The sequence below is a fragment of the Pseudomonas sp. DC3200b2 genome, from assembly GCF_049895785.1.
Classification (GTDB): Bacteria; Pseudomonadota; Gammaproteobacteria; order Pseudomonadales; family Pseudomonadaceae; genus Aquipseudomonas; species Aquipseudomonas massiliensis.
The window spans coordinates 85,356-100,814 of record NZ_JAFCTA010000008.1 but is presented as its reverse complement, the minus strand read 5'-3'; the positions used below and the strand labels follow the sequence as shown (position 1 = coordinate 100,814).

Sequence of the window (15,459 nt, the reverse complement as noted above, 5' to 3'; positions counted from 1 at the left end):
AAAAACGCCATTGTACCGCCCCCTGGATAACGGGGTTACACCGTCATGGCGCAGCCGGCCGGAAAAAAAATTCATGGCCCCTCTTCTCAAAAAGCGAGCGCCGGCGCAGATTAGCCAGCGCCCGTCCCCCGGCACGAAGCAGGCGAACCCACGCAAGCGAGGCAAAGCCGGTGCCGGGGTCATGGGCATCAACCCATGCCGCCTTGCCGGTAACCCGCCTGCGTTTCGCCAGCCATGTCAGATAACAATCTCTGTCTTTCTTGTGGTGCCTGCTGTTCCCATTTCCGTGTGTCCTTCTACTGGGGCGAATGCGCTTCGGCAGGAGGCAGCGTACCTGATGACCTCACGGTACAGATCAGCCCCAGCCGCGTGGCCATGCTGGGCACCGAGGGTGCTCGTTGTCGCTGCACGGCCCTCATGGGCGAAGTAGGCCAGGCCGTGGCCTGCTCGATCTACGAGCAGCGCTCCTCTACCTGCCGGGAATTCGACCAGGTGTGGCCGGACGGGACGATCAACGAGCAGTGCAACAGCGCCCGTGCGGCCTTTGGCCTGCCGCCGCTGCCCGTCCTGGGCTTTGCCTTGGCAAATCCTGACGAGTCTTCGGTCCTCCTCCCAGCAGGCCTAGCTGGATAAACAACAGTGGCTCGTTTACTTAGCGCTCCGCTCCAGGACGCCAGCGCCAGGTCGGCTGCCCCAAATGCTGAGCGAAGAAATCCGACAGGATCTGCACCTTACGTGGTCGACTCCTGGCCGAAGGCGTGACGAAATACAGGCCGCCCTGGGTCATGTGCCAGTCCGGCAGCACTTGCTCCAGGCGCCCATCGGCCAGGTATTCGCTGCAGATGAATTCCGGCAGCTCGGCGATGGCCAGGCCCTCGAGCAAGGGCGGTAGCAGAGCATCGGAATTGGTTACGCGCAGAGGCCCCTTGGGAATGACGTCCTCTTCGCTGCCGTCTCGATGAGTGAAGCGCCAGACCTGGCTACGGGCACGATAGGCATAGCTCAGACAGGCGTGGGCGGCCAGTTCGCGCGGATGCCTGGGCCGGCCATGGACGTCCAGGTACCCGGGAGCTGCCACCAGGTTTTGGCTTACCGCGCACAAATGCCGGGCGACCAGCGAGGAATCCGGCAAGGCAGCGATGCGCAGCGCGGCGTCGAAGCCGTCCGCGACCAAGTCGGCGGTAGCATCGCTAAGGTGCAGGTCTACGCAAAGGTTCGGATACTGACGCATCATCTCAGGCAGCAACGGCGCCACCCAGCGCAAGCCAAAGGACATGGGCACGGCCAGACGCACCAGACCGCGAGGTTGCACGGAAAGGTCCTGGGCCTCGCTCTCGGCTTCCTCGGCCTGACGGTAGATGTCCGCGGCCCGCGCCGCCAGGCTGGCGCCGAACTCGGTCAAGGCCAACTGCCGCGACGTGCGATTGAACAAACGCCCACCCAACCGTTCTTCAAGCCGCGCTACTGCCCTGGAAACGGTCGGCACCGATACGCCCATCAACCGCGCCGCGGCCGCGAATGACCCTTCTTCAGCCACCTTGGCGAACATGGCCAAACCTTCAAAATCCGGCAATCTGCTCATTTCAAATCTGCAACGATCGTTTTCAAACAATTCTATTTTGAAATTTCGAGGGCGTCGATAAGCTTCTCCCATACCAGAGCACAACCACTTCGGGAGAAACCTCATGAATCATAAACTTCAAGGCAAGATCGCATTGGTCACCGGCGGTACCAGCGGCATTGGCCTAGCCACCGCCAAGCGTTTCGCAGAGGAAGGCGCCCTCGTCTACATCACCGGTCGCCGTCAGGCGGAGCTGGAGGCCGCGGTCGCGCACATCGGCCAGGCCACTGGCGTGCAGGTGGATTCCACCCGCCTTGACCAGCTCGACAGCCTCTATGAACGGATCAAGCAGGAGCAGGGCCGTATCGACGTGCTCTTCGCCAACGCTGGCGGCGGTAGCATGGTGCCTTTCGGCGAAATCACCGAAGCGCATTTCGACGATACCTTCGACCGCAACGTCAAGGGCGTGCTTTTTACCGTACAGAAGGCGCTGCCGCTGCTGGCCAAGGGGGCATCGGTGATCCTGACCGGCTCCACCGCGGCCAGCTCCGGCACCGCCGCCTTCAGCGTCTACGCCGCATCCAAGGCCGCCGTGCGCGCCTTCGCCCGCAATTGGATACTGGACCTGAAAGACCGCAACATCCGGGTCAATACCCTTAGCCCAGGCGCGACCCGCACCCCCGGCCTGGTAGAACTCGCAGGTCAGGACACCGCCCAGCAGCAAGGCCTGCTGGACTACCTGAGCGCGCAGATCCCCCTGGGCCGTGTCGGCGAGCCCGTGGAGATCGCCAACGCCGCCGTGTTCCTGGCCAGCGACGACGCCAGCTTCGTCAACGGCGCCGAACTGTTCGTCGATGGCGGCCAGGCGCAGATTTGACCGGGCGTCGAGGCCGCTGCCTGAGCGACCGCAGACTAGAACCGGTCAAATGCTAGGCAGATGGAGAGGCGGTGGATCTAGCCGGGAACCGCTGCCGCTGTTTTAGGCCTCGCTCCCACTGGACGCTGGCCAACAGGCACCCGGCCACGATCAGCCCGCCGCCCAGCCAGCCCTGATAAGAGACGCCCTCGCCCAACCACAGCACCGCGAACAGCGCCCCGAACACCGGCTCGCTACCCATCAGCAGCGCCACCCGGGTCGGGCTGCTGCGTTTGAGGGCGTAGTTCTGAGCGAAAAAGGCAAACAGCGTGCAGGCGCCGACGAGATAGGCGAGGTAACTCCAGAACGCGCCGGGGCTGGGTATTGCCAGCAACCCTTGCAGCGGCGCGGGTACGCAGAGTATCAACAGCAGCCCGCTGCCCAGCGCCACCATGCCCGACTGTAGGGCGGTGACGGTCAGGGCTGGCAGCTCCGTGTTTTGGGTTACCCGCTTGAGCAGGCAAACCTGCAGCGACCTGATCAGGGCCGCGGCCAGCATCAGCGCGTCACCGACATTGAAGGCCCAGCCCGTGCCGCCGCCAAGCAAGGAGGCGCCGGCTATAGACAGCCCCACCGCCGCCCATTCCCGGCCGCTCGGTCGACGCTTGAGCCAGACCCATTCCACCAGCGGCGTCAGTATCACCGTAAGGCTGATCAGAAACGCGGCGTTCGTGGCCGTGGTATGCAGGATGCCGAAGGTTTCGCAAAGGAATACCCCCAGCAGAAGCATGCCGGAAGCCATCAGCCCCAGCAGCCTGGAAGGCGGAAGCTGCCTCAGGTGCGCCAAGGCCGGGCTCAAGAGTAAAAAAGTGATAGTGAACCTGAGCGCGAGCAAACCCAGCGCCGGGTAGAACATCAGCGCAGCCTTGACCACCCCATAGCTGGTCCCCCACACCACGGCCACCGCCAGCAGCATCAGGTCGCTGGTCAGCATCGATTTCCTCAACCCACTCATTGCAAGCTCCTGCCTATCCGAGGCCAACAGTCTCGAGCAATGCAGGAGCGCTGATAATGCGGCGTCGATGCACATCATTTATGCTCGTGCCGCATAAGCCAGCGACCGAGTAACCCCATGGGCCCTACTGAACTGTTCGAATCCCTACCGGATATGGCGGTCTTCGCGCGGGTCGTCGAAACGGGAAACTTTTCGAGCGCGGCTCGGCAACTGTGTACCCTGCCCTCTACCGTCAGCCGTCAGATCAAGCGCCTGGAAAACAGGCTCGGCGCCCAACTGCTGGAGCGCTCGACCCGGCGCATCCGCCTCACGGAGGCCGGCATGCAGGTATATGCGCACTGCCGCGTCATGCTGGAGGCAGCCAGCAACGCCGTAGACGCGGCCGGGCACTTGGCTTCGCAGCCGCAAGGACGCGTCAATCTGAGCGCCCCTACCGCCTTCGCCAAGACCGTTCTGCATCCTCTGATGCTGGATTTTCTCAAGCGGCATCCCCGACTGGACGTGCAACTGGTGTTCAGCGATTCGGACACCGACCCCTTGGTGGAGAATCTGGACCTGGTGATACGCCTGACGAACCATCCGCCCCCAGGCCTGGCTGGCCGTTCCCTGGGCAAGGTGCGCTGGCTGCTCTGCGCTTCGCAGGCATACCTTGACCAGGCAGGCGTCCCCACCGCTCCATTGGACCTGGCGCGGCATCAGTGCCTCTACCTGGGCGAACAGGCTGATGACAATCGCTGGCGGTTGCGTCGCAAAGAAGGTCCGGCCCCTCACAGCGAAACCGTGACCGTACAGGGCCGCTATATCGCTAATCACGCAGGCGCGCGGCTGGAAGCGGCCATCCAGGGCCTTGGTATCGCCAATCTGCCGGATTTCGCGGCCCGCCAGGCCCTGGCGCGAGGCGAGGTGGTGCAGGTCTTGCCGGACTGGGAGCTTGAGGCTGCACAGTATGTGGGTGATATCTGGCTACTCTACCCGCCCAAGCGTCACCTGCCGCCCAAGGTTCGCCTGGTGATCGACTATCTGGTCGAGCGATTCAGTCTGTAGAAGACAGCGAAGCTGTCGAACAAGGCTTGCAGCGGCGTCTATCGGCCAGCGGGCGCTGGCTACCGCCAGGCCCGTTGTCTTTCCCGTTTGTCAGAGATAGGTGAACACTCGCTCCGTGGGCAGGCGGGACTTGGGCAGGCCGGCGTTGAAGTCGCTATCGGCCCGATAGCCCAGCGCGACCAGCACCAGGCTGCTGTAACCCTGGGCACGCAGGTCCAGCTCCTCGTCCAGCTTCTTGAAATCGAAGCCTTCCATCGGGGTCGCGTCTACGCCAAGGGAGGCCGCGCCCAGCAGCAGCGTGCCCAAGGCCAGGTAGGTCTGCTTTTCCATCCAGTGCTGAAGGTCCTTTTGATCGAACCGGTGCAAGGCCACATAGCCACGGCGGGTATTGTCCTGGCCAGCCTGGGCTTCGGCCGTGGGGAAGCGACCGTCCCGGGCTTCCTGTGCCAGCAGTGCCTGCAAATGTTCCTCGGGCATGTCGATGCGAGTGCAGAGCACGATCACATGGGAGGCGTTGACAATCTTGCTCACGTTATAGGCAAAGCCGCCCTCGGCGCCCTTGGCGACGCGGGCCTTGCCCTCTTCCGTAGCGGCGACCACGAAGTGCCAGGGCTGGGAGTTTACCGACGATGGGCTGTGCCGCAGTTGTTCGAGCAGCGCATCGACGGTTTCCCGAGGAACCTTGCGGCTGGGGTCGAAGGCCTTGGTGGTGTAGCGCTGCTTGGCCAGGTCGATCAGGTGCATGGCGGTTCTCCAATAAGGGGATCAATGAGTAGGTGCAGGCGCGGCGTCGATCTTCACGCGCAACAGGCTGTAGGGTTTGCTGCGCAGGTCATGGCCATCGTTGAAGCCAGGCGAGCGATGCAGCTGGTTGGCGGTAAAGTACAGGTAGCCATCCGGGCCGATGGCCATGGTGTCCGGCCAGAGCACACGGGGATCGTGGACAATGGTCCGCCACTGGCCGTCGGCCTGCCGCTTGCGGATGCCGTTGTGCTCGTAGTCAGTGGCATAAACCGCGCCGTCGGCGTCCGCTTCGAGCCCGTCGGAAGCTCCTTTCTCACCCAGGTCCTGCACGGCCGCTTGCAGCTGCGCGTCGCTCAGGCTCGAGTCCCGCAACGAGGCCGTGGGCACGGCGTAAAGGTGGCGGCTGGACAGCGGGCTGAAGTAGAGGGTACCGCCGTCCGGCGACAGGGCGATGCCGTCCGAAGCCACGCCCAGCGGCTTGGTTTTGCCATCCGCGCCCTTGCTCAGAAGCGCCGGCCTGCCCTCCACCACGGGCACGAAGGCAGGATCCACGGAAGTCTGGCGCGCGCCGCTCAAGCGACGACTGGCCTTGCCGCTGGCGATGTCCATGACGATGATCCCGCCCGGCCCGGAGACGGACGAATCGGTGACGTAGACAGTGCCTTCCCGGCCGACCCGGAAATCGAAGCGCATGTCATTGACATAGGTGCTGGGCAGGATCACCTCGGCGGGAAACACCAGCGTCTTCACCACTCGGTTGGTCGCCAGGTCGATGGCCACCAGCTTGGCGCCGCCCGGGCGCGGCGCGGAAAACTCAGGCGCGGCGGTGTCCAGCACCCAGAGCCGTCCGTTGCCATCGGCCACCACGCTCTGCACGCTGATGAAGCCCTTGGCCGGGTCCGAGGGGTCCTCGACATTGATGGCGGCGTTGGGGTATGGCTGCACCTGGCCGTTTCGCAGTTCGCCCACGGTGAAGGGCACCTTGTCGCCCCAGCGAGGGAAGTTCACGAAGATGCGCCCGGTTTCGCTCACCGTGACCCCGGTGGGCATGGCGTCATGGAAAGCATGCACCAGGTCCAGTACGCCGACGGGTTTTTCCGCGGCGACGCCGGCTGGCAATGGCTGCACCTGCACGGCGAAGGCGGCCGGGCTCAGAAGGGCCAAGGCCAGGGCGGAGCGGCGAAGCAAGGTTTCGATCAGCATGGCAGGTCCTCTACATTGGCAACGAGAAGGCTGGGAAAAGCACGTCAGAAGCCCTCGAGGACGATCTTGCCCCGGGCCTTGCCGCTTTCGATCAGGGCGTGGGCGCGCCGCAGGTTAGCCGCCTCGATACGACCGAAGTGTTCGCCCAGGGTGGTCTTGAGCACGCCGCTATCGATCAGACGCGCCACGCGCTCGAGCAATTCGTGCTGCTTGATCATGTCGGCCGTCTGGTACAGGGAACGGGTGAACATCAGTTCCCAGTGCAGGGCCAACGACTTGCGCTTGAGCGGCACCACATCCAATACCGCCGGATCGTCGATCAGCGCCAGGTTGCCCTGGGGCCGCAGGATGTCGATCAGTTGCGGCAGGTAGGTATCGGTATGGGTCAGGCTGATCACATGATCCACTGCGTCCATACCGAGCATGCGCAGTTGCTCGGCCAACGGCTGGCTGTGGTCGATCACGTGATGAGCGCCCAGGGCGCTGACCCATTCACGGGTTTGTGGCCGCGAAGCCGTGCCAATGACGGTCAGCCCCGTGAGTTGGCGGGCCAGCTGGGTCAGGATGGAACCCACGCCGCCGCCAGCGCCCAGGATCAGCAGGCTCTGCCCCGCGCCCCCCTGTTCGGCGATGCCGAGGCGGTCGAACAGCAGCTCCCAGGCCGTGATGGACGTTAGGGGCAGCGCCGCGGCACTGGCATCGTCGAGGCTCAACGGCTTATGACCGACGATGCGCTCGTCCACCACATGAAGTTCGCTGTAGCTCCCCGGCCGGTCGATGGCACCGGCATAGAAAACCTCGTCACCAGGCTCGAACAGCGTGACCTCGCTACCCACCGCCCGCACCTTGCCGACCGCATCCCAGCCGAGCACCTTGGGCTGACCGGTGCTGCCGGTGCCGGCGCGCACCTTGGTATCGACCGGGTTCACCGCAATGGCCCGCACCTCGACCAGCAGGTCGCGGGGGCCGGGAGTGGGTGCTGGCAGTTCGCTGTCGTAAAGGGCGCGCGGGTCGTCGATGGGCAGACCGTGTTCGGTGAAGACGATAGCTTTCATGAGGGCAATCCTTGTAGATAACAGGCGAAGCGAAATGTGGAACCATCTTCAGCTTCCCAAGCCTTTTGAAAAAGTCGCAAAATTGGCTAACACTTTCACTCGCGGAATGAAGATGGTTCGCTTCGAAGACCTCCAGTTATTTGTGCGCACCGCCGCTCTGGGCAGCTTTTCCAACGTGGCCCGTGAAACAGGCTTGCTGCCTGGGCAGGTTGCCGCCGCGATCAAGCGCCTGGAGCGTGACCTGGACGTGCGCCTGTTCGCCCGCTCAACCCGCAGCCTGCGGTTGACCGCTGAAGGGGAGCAGTACCTTCCCTTTGCGCGGGAAGTGCTGGCCACCTTGCAGGAAGGTCAGGACCGCATGCGTCGGGAAAACACCGAACTGCAGGGACTGTTACAGGTATCGGCGCCTTCGGACCTGGGCCGTAACCTGCTACTGCCCTGGCTCTGCGAGTTCCGCCGGCAGCACCCGGCGCTGGACCTTCGCCTGCTGGTGTCCGACCAAGTGGCCGATGTGTTCAAGGACCCGGTCGACATTGCCCTGCGCTACGGAGTGTTTGACGACGCCAGCTATGTGGCCCTGCCCTTGGCTCTATGGAATCGCCGCGTGTTGGTCGCCGCGCCGGACTACCTGCGCCGCCACGGGAAACCCCGCACGCCGGAAGAGCTGCGCCAGCACCCCTGCCTGTTGTACTCGCTCAGCGGCCGCCTCTACGACCGCTGGCGCGTGGGCGATGAAACGGTGCAGGTTGCCGGCCCGCTGTTCAGCAATGACGCCGAGATCGTGCGGCGGTGGGCAATCGCCGGCGAGGGGCTGGCGTACAAATCCTGGCTGGATGTGCACCAGGATATCGATGCGGGGCGGCTCGAGCCGGTGTTACCCAAGTACAGAGGTGAACCGACGCCGCTCAACCTCGTTTGCCCCCACCGTAAGCAATATTCCCCGGCGGTGCAGCAGCTGCATGCGCTGCTGCGGGCCCGGCTGGAACCACTGCACGCCCGGCTGGCCGCTACAGGTGCTTGGCAAGAAACGCCTGAATGACCGGGATGATCTCGCTGGCGTGGGTTTCCAGCGCGAAGTGACTAGTGTGAGACTCGGCAAATGACAACCCCGTGTCGAACTCGGGACGGCCGATGATTTGCGCATGGCTCATCAGTCCGAGGACAAGGAAACGGACCCCATGGCCTGCATAGGCCCTGACTGCGACTCAGTAGTCGTGAGTATGAACAGTAATTTGCGTGCGCTCGTCGGCGTCGACCATTCATAAGCAAGGGTATGCACAGGCTCGCTGGTTATTCCCGGCTCGTACTTGTCTATGGTCTTTTTTGCAGTAAATGGCGGGGAGACCTCAGCCACGAATCGCAGGAACCCCGCTTCGACCATTATTGAACTGGCCCGACGGGCGTAAACGACGCACATCGGTACTTCATGAGGTATCGCCAGCACGAAATTGCCGTGGTCGACCGGTACCGGCCGGGCGTCGCCTGGGTAGGAGTTAAGAAATCGGGCAGCCTTTTCTGCGGGTAGCTTAGGCACAGAATTCAACTCCGCCCTGAGGGTGTCCAGCTTGAATATGTGCGCACCGCAGATGGTGGCATATAACGTCGAAAAACGGTGCGCTCGCTCCTCACTTTCACTAGCCGACATCGGTTTTGATACAAGGAACAACAGCAGGGCTAAGACGGATCCCCATTTCACAAGAACCTCCATGGCATCGATGCACGAACGAAGCTCACATCCTCCATGGCGCCGACCCGCCGAAGCGAGGGGCTGTGAACCGAGGTGAAAGATCTAAAGGCGCCTGCCTATCAAGCGCACCGTATTACATCCTGGATAATGACGTAGCGGCGATAGCGCTTGTACCGGTCTTTCAGTGCGCTATGTAACTGCAAATGACTAGCCTAGCCGCGCTGATCAAAGCTCGCCCGCCCCAGATGAACCATTCAATGTCAAAATCCCTCCAACGGCATCATGTTGGAGACCCTTATGCTCCGTTTCTTCGAAAAACGGCTCGACCCCTTCCCCCCCGATGAACTTCCCCCGCCGCCCCGAGGGCTGGTGCGTTTTCTTTGGGCCTGCACCCGAGGCGCGCGGAGCTATGTGCTGGCGTTCGCGATACTCAGCGCCAGCGTGTCGCTCTATGAAGCCTGGCTGTTTTCCTTCCTCGGCCAAGTGGTGGACCTGCTCTCGACCTGGCAAGCCGGCGGCGAGGCGGCCGCCGGGCAGGAACGGCGCGTGCTCTGGGGTATCGGCCTGGTGCTGGTGGCCAGCGTTGGGCTGGTGGCGTTGCGCACCATGGTTCAGCACCAGATTTTGGCGATCAACCTGCCACTGCGCCTGCGTTGGGACTTTCATCGCCTGATGCTGCGGCAGAGCCTGTCGTTCTTCTCCGATGAGTTTTCCGGCAGGGTCACGACCAAGGTGATGCAAACGGCACTGGCAGTGCGCGAGGTACTGTTCACCTTGATCGAGATCGTGCCGGGCATTGGCGTGTACTTCGTCGCGATCATCGCCCTGGCCGGCGGTTTCGACCTGCGCCTGATGTTGCCCTTCGTGGCGTGGCTGGTGCTGTTCGGCCTGGCGATGGGGTACTTCGTGCCGCGATTGGGCAAGGTAGGCCAGGAACAGGCCCATGCCCGTTCGACCATGACCGGCCGCGTGTCCGACGCCTACACCAACATCACCACAGTGAAACTGTTCTCCCACTCCAAGCGCGAGGCGCATTTCGCTCGCGCTGCCATGGAAGACTTCAAGCTCACCGGCTTTCGCCAGATGCGCCTGGTGAGCCAATTCGAGATCGTCAACCAGGCGCTGGTCGCGGGTTTGATCATGGCCGGTGGCGGTTATGCCTTGTGGCTTTGGCATGCCGGCCAGGTGGGCGCCGGGGCGGTGGCGGCGATCACCGCCATGGCCTTGCGGATCAACGGCATGTCCCACTGGATCATGTGGCAGATGACCTCGTTGTTCGAGAGCATCGGCACCGTTGAGGATGGCATGTCTACCCTCACCCACTGCTCCAAGGTGGTGGATGCGCCCAACGCCAGACAGCTGGTGACCCAGGGCGGCGCGGTGACCTTCGACCATGTGAGCTTCAACTACAATGGCGAGCGTCAGGTGCTCGACGACCTGAGTCTGTCCATTCGCGCGGGAGAGAAGATCGGCCTGGTCGGGCGTTCCGGCGCTGGCAAATCCACGCTGATCAACCTGTTGCTGCGATTCTATGACGTGGACAGCGGCGTGATCCGGGTCGATGGCCAGAACATCGCCGAGGTCACCCAGGACAGCCTGCGTAGCGCCATTGGCATGGTGACCCAGGACACCTCGCTCCTGCACCGCTCCATTCGCGACAACATCAGCTACGGCCGTCCTGATGCCACCGATGAGCAGCTTCGCGCCGCGGCGGTCAACGCCCAGGCCGACGGGTTCATCCAGCAATTGAGCGACCGCCAGGGCAATACGGGCTACGACACCCTGGTCGGCGAACGCGGGATCAAGCTCTCCGGCGGCCAGCGCCAGCGCATCGCCATTGCCCGGGTGATGCTCAAGAACGCGCCCATCCTGCTGCTGGACGAAGCCACCAGCGCCCTGGACTCGGAAGTGGAAGTGGCCATCCAGGAAAGCCTCGACGAAATGATGCAGGGCAAGACGGTCATCGCCATCGCCCATCGTCTCTCTACCATCGCCGCGATGGACCGGCTGATCGTCATGGACCAGGGCCGCATCATCGAAGAAGGTACCCATGCGCAGCTGCTGGCCAGGAACGGCACCTATGCACGACTGTGGCGGCACCAGAGCGGCGGTTTCCTCGGCGAGGACCAAGAGGAAATCGTCGCGGTAGAGTGACCTGTCGAACGCGCGGGCGGTGCTTTCCGACGAAGCACCGCCTGGCCTGGCGCCATGGGCCTAGGCTTTAGGGACCTGCCCCCTCTGGGCCTGGAGATCGTCATGGACACCGTCGCGCTCATCCCCCTTGCTACTGCCTCGACCGAAGCCTTCCGCCTCAGCGCCGGCGCGCCCCCTATCGTCGGATCAGACGGTAAGGATCTGCTGGTCGGCACCGCCGCCGGCGAGACCCTCTACGGAATGGGCGGCAACGATCTCATCGACGGGGGTGGCGGCCGAGATGTACTGGTCGGCGGCGCGCGTAATGATGTGTTCCGGTTTTCGTCCCGAGAAGACAGCTACCGCACCGACAGCGAAAGCTTCAGTGACCATATCCGGGGTTTGGACCCGCTTCGCGAGTCGCTGGACCTGATCGACCTGGGGTTCGCCGGCCTGGGTGACGGTCATAACAACACCCTGGCCTTGCGGGTCGACGCGCAAGCGAACCGAACCTACCTCAAGAGCTTCGAGCCGGATGCCAACGGGCATCGTTTCGAGGTTGTGCTCGAAGGGGTGGTAGCCACCGCGCGCCTGGATCTTTACTTCATCCGCCCGGTGCTCAATGACGGCAGTTATGGCGATACCTTGATCGCGGGCAACGTTGCCGGCGAACTGCTTGGCAATCGAGGCAACGATCGTCTTCATGGCGGCCTGGCCAATGATCTGCTCGATGGCGGCGAGGGCCGAGACCGGCTGTTTGGCTCGCTGGGGTTCGATACCTACCGCTATAGCTCGATACGCGACAGCTACCGCGACGACACCCAGACCTTCAGCGACCGCATCCTGGGCTTTGACCCAGGCAACGACCGCATCGACGTCTCTGCCCTGGGCTTCACTGGCCTGGGCGACGGACACGACGGCACCCTGGCGGTGTGGGTCAACGAGGCCGGCGTGACCTACCTGAAGGACTATGATGCCGACAGCCTGGGCCGACGCTTCGAGTTGACCCTCAGTGGCGACTTCAGCAATGCCCTGACGGCGGACAATTTCGTATTCGCCGACCCGGCCAATGCCCAGGTACCTGTGGCCCTGCTGGGCGCGCCTGATCAGACGCTGCCCATGTGAGTCGCGCAGCGCATCTGGCCACGCAGGCCCGCCTTTGCAGTGGCCTGAGCTTGTGCCGCCGGTCAGCGATCGCTACCGGCCCGGCTGGCTGAACCCTGGGCCATTCTGAAGAAACACCACATAGCCTCGAAACCAGGGGCTCCGCTCCAGCGCATCCAGGGCTTTCCATTGGCCGCCCTGGACCAGCCCAACCTTGAAGGGCAACCCAAGGCGGGGCAGGCGCGGGAGGTAGGCGCCATAGTCGGGAATGCTCTGGCGGCCCTGATAGGTCTGGACCACCACCTCGTCCACTACGCCCTTGAGCTGGGCGATGGCGTTGGGGTCGGCGTTGCTGCTCCAGTCCATCAGGCCCGTGATGCTGAGCTTGTAGCGAACGGGGAGGCGCTGACGCAGATCCTTGAGAAAGGCGACGTACTCGGAGAGATAGCGAGTGCGCGCGTCGAAATCGATCTGGATACCCACCACAGCGTTACCGGCCGCCTGCCAGCGCCCCACCTGGCCCAATACCTTTTCGTAGATGGTTTCAGGCCAGCGCAGGGTATGCGCCCGATACACGACCCAGAGTTCGGGCTGAGGCAAACGGGACACGCCCGCGCCCTGGGCGATCAGCTCCACCCGCCGCTGTCCTCGCCGGACGCTGACCTGGCCCTGGAGCAGGTAAAGCGTACGTGCCTGCTTCAATACCGGCTGAGCCTGCACGCCGCTCCACAACCAGAAGGCGTCATGCTCTGCCGCATCGACGCCGGCCACCGCCGGGCTGGCGCAGAGCAGGAACAACAGCCCGGCCGCCAGGTGTCCAGGCTTCACCAATAGTACCGCTGCGCCTTGGCCCAGGGAGTGCTGGCATAGGTGCCCTTGAGCTGCTTGAACCACGCCTTGCGCACCGCCTGGTCGACTTCGCTCCCTCCGCACCCATTGTAGCCGGAGGGGCCGTAGCAGTTGATTGCCCGGTACAGGGCATAGGCTTTGTCATCGCGGTCCGCGGTCGGGTCGGCGATCACCTGCTTGTATCCCTCCAGCCGCGAATAGACGGCCCCCTTGAATGCCGGCTCGGTGCCGCCGAGCTGATCCGCCTCCGGGCGCTGGTCCAGCGGCATGCCATCCAGCCCGTTACGATGGATGAACTCGCCCAGGCAATTGAGGCCCTTGGGGTCATGCTCGCGCGCCTGCAAGGCGGCGGCCGTCTCCTTCAGACTTGGGCAGTTGTAGCCCGACGGCCCCTTCCCGCCTGCCCAATTGAACAGGGCCAAGGTCTGGGCCGGCCCATAGGCGTAGCCCAGGGCGCTGTCGAGCTTTTCCTCGGACGGGGCGGCGCCCAGGGCGGCCAGGTCGTCGGCGAAGGCCGCGTACTGGCCGCGCATAAGGTCCTTGTAGAGCAGCACGAACTGAGCCGTGGCTTTTTCCTTGGCGCTGATGCCCTGGACTGCCTGCTGGCGCAACAGCGGCGCGTCGGCCACCTTGGCCAACAGGATCAAGCGTACCTGCTCGGCGGTGACGGGAGAGTTGGCTTCGAAGACCTTGGCCAGCTCGCCGCCACGCTCGTAGTTCATTGCCAACGCCAGCTGCAGCAGGTCGTTCTGCAAGGGCGCTGTGGCCTGCGCTATCAACTTCAGCCACAAGGCCTGCCCGGCGGCTCTATCGCCCTGGGCCTCCAACGCCAGGCCGCGCAGCACCTGCTGACTGAACGCGAGGTAGTCCAGGGGCTCCGGAATCGCCTCAGGCAGATGCTTGAGCGCCTCGCCGGGCTGGTTGTCGACGTAGAAGGCACGCGCGGCTTGCAGGTATTGGTACAGGCCCGGGTGTTGGTCGAAGGTCGCCTTCTGCGCCTGCAACTGCGCTGCACTGAACGGGGTCTCGCCGTCCGGGCGCAACAGCATCAGGTCGGCCACGGCGGCAAGCAGCGGCGCGCCCTGGGCGTCCGGGGTCGGGCTGAGCAGCTTGTTGTCCAGCTCCTGGATCAATGCCTCCAGCGGTACGCTGCGCTGCTCATTGCTGGCTTCGGTGAGCTGCCAGGCATAGTCGGCGGCCAGGGCTTGCCTGTCGCCCGCCAGCCAGTGCACCCGCCGCACCAGCCCCTTGGCGGACGCGGCATAGCGGCCGTTCGGGTAGGCCTGCAGGTAATGGGTCAGGGCCTCGCTGACAGGAGCGAAGTTGGCGGCATCCCGCTCTTGCCTGAGCCCACCGTATTCATCGAAGACGTCCGCCTGGGCGGCGTTGAGGCGTGTGCGCGCGACCATATAGGTGCCCACTTCCTTCAGCCACGGCTGGGCTTGTCCCGTAAGCGCGGTGAATCCCGCTTCCGCTTCGCTGAAGCGGCCGCTGTAGAAATCCGCGGCTGCCTTCAGGTAGGCCGCGAAGGCCTCAGCCTCGGGGGAGCCCAGGCCTTCGGGCAAGAGCGTCGCCTGCTGCTGAGGTTCCCAAGCGCAGGCTTCCAGCAGCTTGAGCCGCGCCTGCGCCAGAGCCTGACGCTCGGCGTTGGCCAGGTTCGGACTTTGCGCAACCTGCGCGATAAATGCGGCGGCGCTGTCATCAGTGTTGCTGCGACAGCGGCTCCCCTCTCCGTCCAGGAAGGCTTCCCCCGCGGTTTCAAGGCTTGCGCGCTCCACCCCCAGTTGTTGCAGTTGCTCCATCAAGCCCGCCGTAACGCTGTCATCGCTGGGTTTGCCCAACGACTCATCCTCGGCCAGGCGCGACACGGGAAATGGCACTGGGCCGTAGCCGGTGGCGCGCTCATCCTCGGCCACGGCATTGGGCGAAAGCGGCAGCACCTTTAGATCCGAGAGCAACAGCCGCAGGTTCACGCGGCTGTCATTGCCGGGACTGAGAAAGGGGAAATTGTTGCAGACATCCAGCGAGCGCTTGAGCGGTGACCAGTCCGGATAGCAGCTATCGTCGCCGCTGGCCTGGACATGGGTGCAGGCGAAGGTGCTGATGAACAGGGCCAGGGGGGTAAGCAGGCGGGTACGCATGAACAATCCTTGTGGTGCGTTACGGGGGTACAGGTGCGCCATGGTACATGGGTGTTTCAAGGTGGAC

The 15,459-nt window shown here is 63.8% G+C and carries 15 protein-coding genes; 6 read left to right on the top strand and 9 right to left on the bottom strand.

All coding sequences use genetic code 11. The annotated features are described in order from the left end of the window. Positions 1–234 precede the first annotated feature (234 nt). Positions 235–633, top strand: coding sequence for a YkgJ family cysteine cluster protein (locus ACP691_RS19895; RefSeq protein ID WP_426153504.1), 399 nt, complete (start codon positions 235–237; stop codon positions 631–633). Positions 634–652: 19 nt separating this feature from the next. Here ACP691_RS19895 and ACP691_RS19890 read toward each other — a convergent pair whose 3' ends face one another. Continuing rightward, positions 653–1,582 (bottom strand): LysR family transcriptional regulator, encoded by a 930-nt coding sequence (locus ACP691_RS19890; RefSeq protein WP_426153502.1) that lies wholly within the window; start codon positions 1,580–1,582, stop codon positions 653–655. 103 nt (positions 1,583–1,685) lie between these two features. Between ACP691_RS19890 and ACP691_RS19885 the strand changes: the two genes are divergently transcribed. Then, complete coding sequence (locus ACP691_RS19885; protein ID WP_426153500.1) at positions 1,686–2,438, top strand: SDR family NAD(P)-dependent oxidoreductase; 753 nt, start codon at positions 1,686–1,688, stop codon at positions 2,436–2,438. Positions 2,439–2,490: 52 nt separating this feature from the next. Here the strand turns inward: ACP691_RS19885 and ACP691_RS19880 are convergent, their stop codons facing one another. Beyond that, positions 2,491–3,432, bottom strand: a complete 942-nt coding sequence (locus tag ACP691_RS19880) for a DMT family transporter (protein WP_426153498.1) — start codon at positions 3,430–3,432, stop codon at positions 2,491–2,493. Positions 3,433–3,549: 117 nt separating this feature from the next. Between ACP691_RS19880 and ACP691_RS19875 the strand changes: the two genes are divergently transcribed. Continuing rightward, entirely contained in the window at positions 3,550–4,476 is a 927-nt protein-coding gene (locus tag ACP691_RS19875; RefSeq protein ID WP_426153496.1) for a LysR family transcriptional regulator, read from the top strand. Between the two features lie 90 nt (positions 4,477–4,566). Here ACP691_RS19875 and nfsB read toward each other — a convergent pair whose 3' ends face one another. From nfsB to ACP691_RS19860, 3 genes are read right to left on the bottom strand one after another with little or no spacing between them, the layout of a single operon-like run. Continuing rightward, positions 4,567–5,220: an oxygen-insensitive NAD(P)H nitroreductase gene (gene nfsB / locus ACP691_RS19870; RefSeq protein ID WP_426153494.1), complete on the bottom strand. Its 654-nt coding sequence runs from the start codon at positions 5,218–5,220 to the stop codon at positions 4,567–4,569. A 21-nt stretch (positions 5,221–5,241) separates the two neighbouring features. Then, a complete protein-coding gene (locus ACP691_RS19865; RefSeq protein WP_426153492.1) occupies positions 5,242–6,423 on the bottom strand; it encodes an L-dopachrome tautomerase-related protein in 1,182 nt (393 codons plus the stop codon). Positions 6,424–6,467: 44 nt separating this feature from the next. Next, positions 6,468–7,478, bottom strand: a complete 1,011-nt coding sequence (locus tag ACP691_RS19860) for a zinc-binding alcohol dehydrogenase family protein (RefSeq protein WP_426153490.1) — start codon at positions 7,476–7,478, stop codon at positions 6,468–6,470. A 112-nt stretch (positions 7,479–7,590) separates the two neighbouring features. Between ACP691_RS19860 and ACP691_RS19855 the strand changes: the two genes are divergently transcribed. After that, positions 7,591–8,517, top strand: coding sequence for a LysR family transcriptional regulator (locus ACP691_RS19855; RefSeq protein WP_426153488.1), 927 nt, complete (start codon positions 7,591–7,593; stop codon positions 8,515–8,517). On the opposite strand, the gene ACP691_RS19850 is transcribed toward ACP691_RS19855, so the two are convergent. Both ACP691_RS19850 and ACP691_RS19845 read right to left on the bottom strand, forming a co-directional pair. Then, positions 8,486–8,629 (bottom strand): hypothetical protein, encoded by a 144-nt coding sequence (locus ACP691_RS19850; protein WP_426153486.1) that lies wholly within the window; start codon positions 8,627–8,629, stop codon positions 8,486–8,488. The two genes, ACP691_RS19855 and ACP691_RS19850, sit on opposite strands and share 32 nt — an antisense overlap. Then, positions 8,629–9,174: an NMCC_0638 family (lipo)protein gene (locus ACP691_RS19845; protein ID WP_426153484.1), complete on the bottom strand. Its 546-nt coding sequence runs from the start codon at positions 9,172–9,174 to the stop codon at positions 8,629–8,631. The genes ACP691_RS19850 and ACP691_RS19845 overlap by 1 nt, the downstream gene beginning before the upstream one ends. A gap of 288 nt (positions 9,175–9,462) precedes the next feature. Here ACP691_RS19845 and ACP691_RS19840 point away from each other — a divergent pair, with 288 nt between their 5' ends. Together ACP691_RS19840 and ACP691_RS19835 are read left to right on the top strand one after the other, a co-directional pair. Then, positions 9,463–11,319, top strand: coding sequence for an ABC transporter ATP-binding protein (locus ACP691_RS19840; RefSeq protein WP_426153482.1), 1,857 nt, complete (start codon positions 9,463–9,465; stop codon positions 11,317–11,319). 102 nt (positions 11,320–11,421) lie between these two features. Continuing rightward, positions 11,422–12,423 carry a M10 family metallopeptidase C-terminal domain-containing protein gene (locus ACP691_RS19835; RefSeq protein WP_426153480.1) on the top strand — a complete coding sequence of 334 codons (1,002 nt, stop codon included), beginning with the start codon at positions 11,422–11,424 and terminating at the stop codon, positions 12,421–12,423. 72 nt (positions 12,424–12,495) lie between these two features. On the opposite strand, the gene ACP691_RS19830 is transcribed toward ACP691_RS19835, so the two are convergent. Together ACP691_RS19830 and ACP691_RS19825 are read right to left on the bottom strand one after the other, a co-directional pair. Further along, positions 12,496–13,257: a DUF3142 domain-containing protein gene (locus tag ACP691_RS19830; protein ID WP_426153566.1), complete on the bottom strand. Its 762-nt coding sequence runs from the start codon at positions 13,255–13,257 to the stop codon at positions 12,496–12,498. Beyond that, the gene (locus ACP691_RS19825) at positions 13,227–15,392 is read right to left on the bottom strand and encodes an outer membrane assembly lipoprotein YfiO (RefSeq protein ID WP_426153478.1); all 2,166 of its coding nucleotides are present in this window, start codon (positions 15,390–15,392) and stop codon (positions 13,227–13,229) included. Before ACP691_RS19825 ends, ACP691_RS19830 begins: the two co-directional genes overlap by 31 nt. Positions 15,393–15,459: the final 67 nt, after the last annotated feature.